At 65.3% G+C, this 1,107-nt stretch carries 1 protein-coding gene; it reads left to right on the top strand.

Features of this window, described 5'->3' with window-relative positions; genetic code table 11:
* The first annotated feature begins 268 nt into the window (after positions 1-268).
* A complete protein-coding gene (locus tag AC1D15_RS33625) occupies positions 269-637 on the top strand; it encodes a DUF1428 domain-containing protein (RefSeq protein WP_047512175.1) in 369 nt (122 codons plus the stop codon).
* Positions 638-1,107: the final 470 nt, after the last annotated feature.

The raw sequence follows: 1,107 nt of genomic DNA, 5'->3' as shown, positions 1-1,107 counted from the left end.
CACTGGAAGCTACCGTGCAGGCGCTGGCGACGCTGGAGGGCCCGTCCTTCGACGCCGCACCGCTGCTCGACGCATTCGGCCTCTTCGTCGCGGGTGTTGCGGCCCGTCAGCGGCATCAGGCGCCCGCGGTCAAGACGTAGCGCTCCCGCCCGGGAGCGGGTGTTGTTGAAAGGCACGCCATGTCGATCTGGCTGCCCGTCGTTCGTCGTTGGATACGAGGTGCCCTCAGGCGGGCGCGCCGATCGTTCAATTCAACAGGAGTGAAGACATGTCCTACATCGATGGTTTCGTGATCGCGGTCCCCACCGCCAACAAGCAGAAGTTCATCGAGCACGCGCGCCATTTCGACTCGCTGTTCATCGAGCTGGGTGCGCTCCGCGTGATCGAAGGTTGGGGCGACGACGTCCCCGACGGCAAAGTGACCGATTTCCGCCGCGCAGTCCAGGCCACGGGTGAGGAGACGGTGGCCTTTTCGTGGGTCGAATGGCCGGACAAGGCCACGCGTGACGCAGGCATGAAGAAGATGATCGAAGACCCGCGCATGGATCCGTCCACACCCGGCAACCCGCCGATGCCCTTCGACGGCAAACGCATGATCTTCGGCGGCTTCGAACAGGTGGTCGAAGTGAAGGCTTGAGCGGCGAGCGGCGATGCCGCCCTGGGAGGTGCCACTGCGTCACGGCGGGCACGCCGCGGACCCGCAAATGCCGCGTGCCATCCCCTGCATCGCCCGGGGCGCATTTGTCCCCAACGTCTCATGAGAGTTGAGCCGCCGCCCCTCCGGCACGCTGCAGCCTGTCATGGCGGCGTGTCGGCGTGAGAGACGGAGCCAGTGACACCATGAACGCTGCGGCGGCCACCAAAGTCCAAAGGCCTGCTTGAAAGCTGCCGGTTCGATCCCGCAGGAGCCCAAGTGTGAGAGGCCCGAGCGCTCCCAGAGAGTAGCCGATGAACAGCACGAAAGACGTCCAGGAGTTGGCCTCCTCCGGGCCCGAGACGTTGTCGAGCGGAAGTGTCATGCCGAGCGAGAACGACGCACCGATACCGCATGCCACGATGGGGATCGCCACCAAGGGCATGAACCTCGGCGCGACTGCGGTCGCTAAG

This window comes from Rhizobacter sp. P2_H2, assembly GCF_056403375.1.
The sequence above is the reverse complement of the archived record's forward strand: the minus strand, read 5'-3'. Positions and strand labels throughout refer to the sequence as shown.